This is a genomic window from Sulfitobacter sp. HI0129 (genome assembly GCF_001635395.1).
Taxonomy (GTDB): Bacteria; Pseudomonadota; Alphaproteobacteria; order Rhodobacterales; family Rhodobacteraceae; genus Sulfitobacter.
The window spans coordinates 1-1,393 of the sequence record NZ_LWGH01000547.1; the positions used below are offsets into that span (position 1 = coordinate 1).

Annotated in this window: 1 protein-coding gene; it reads right to left on the minus strand. The window is 48.5% G+C overall.

Annotated features, from left to right (window positions below):
- Positions 1–261: 261 nt before the first annotated feature.
- Positions 262–1,119, minus strand: coding sequence for a hypothetical protein (locus A3764_RS25710; RefSeq protein WP_201722164.1), 858 nt, complete (start codon positions 1,117–1,119; stop codon positions 262–264).
- Positions 1,120–1,393 lie beyond the last annotated feature (274 nt).

Sequence of the window (1,393 nt, forward strand, 5' to 3'; positions counted from 1 at the left end):
TTGTGGGTGATGAGCAGGATGGTCGGGGTGTAGAGTGCAAACCTGTCTGTACTAATCGCAGAAGATACCGAAGGGTTGCATGGGGACCTGTGGCAACCGGCCCTGAGCAGACCTTGATCAGTGCTCGCATTGCCGCTGCACAGCTTCCCAAAAACGGACGTCTGGACGCGCCCTAGTCTAATGCACCATCTTCGCCACGTGATTTTGCTGGGTTTCTTCTAGCGGTGCATAAGCCTCGATATGCGCGCCGTCCTTAGATACTCAAAATGGTATCTCGTCAAATTCAACATCCAAGTCGATACGAGTAGGAAACATTCCTTCTGAAGTCGAAATTTCCACTACCAAGTAGCCTTGGATGCGGTATGTGTTCTTTGGATCGACACCGTCGTCCCGGTACTTCCGCCAAAAACTTGTCTCCAGCTCACATCTAATTTGCGTCCAAGCCCCTTGAGCGAGACGCGACGCCGTTGTGGCTAAAATGTGCCGCCTGTTCAGATCGTCTTTTTCAGATTTCGTGTGGCCACAACGTTTACCGTCTTGTTTTATCTCCCACCTTTCACTTGTGTAGAGATAAATGGCGTCGATTTCGGGGCTTCGTTTTTCGGTTCGATTGTGAATATCAATTACTAGCTCGAAAGTACCTGATCTAGAGTAGTCGTTGACCGTAAGAAACTCTCTTTGTGTTCGCGTATTAACTTCGAAAGTTATGGTTTTTTGGCGTTCAATCTCGGACTTCACCCACTCGATGTCGGCACCGAGCATCTTCTTCAAGTTCGTGATGGACCCATCATATACAAGGTGTCGATGGTGCTTTAGATCGAAAGGAATATCATCAGCTTTCTGAGTGATAAGTGTACAAATCTTGTCTTTAGCGTGGGCGTACCCCACCTCATAGAAAACATTGGGATTCTTGCCTGTCATGTCGGCAATGATAAAATCCGCCGCGTCAATCTGTCGGTAGATACGTTCTAGAATACTTTCAGTATAAATCTGCTCGTCAACGCGCTCAGCTATAACGCCTTGATCTCTTGCTGTTTCTTGAATTCCAAGCCGATAAATATCGTCGAATTCATCGCCGAAGGGCATAAGCACAAAGGCAAACGGTTTTGGTTTTGCCATAGATTGACAGCCTTTCTAATTATTGCGGGATTCTTTAGACGCAATGCGTTGTTACGACGCTATCAGAGTTGCATTGTAGACTGCACGCCTCGCAAACCGCAGCAACCTTTCGCGCATAAGCCCTTGTATGTGACCTTCGACATATCGCCAAGCACCTAAGAATTGCTGGCTGAATGTCCGCTCCATTAGCTTCGGCATGATCGGCTCGCACTCTCAGTGAAGGACTCCTTCCCGCCCTTCCTGACTCGGCCCTACATCGGTCCTCCACACCGGG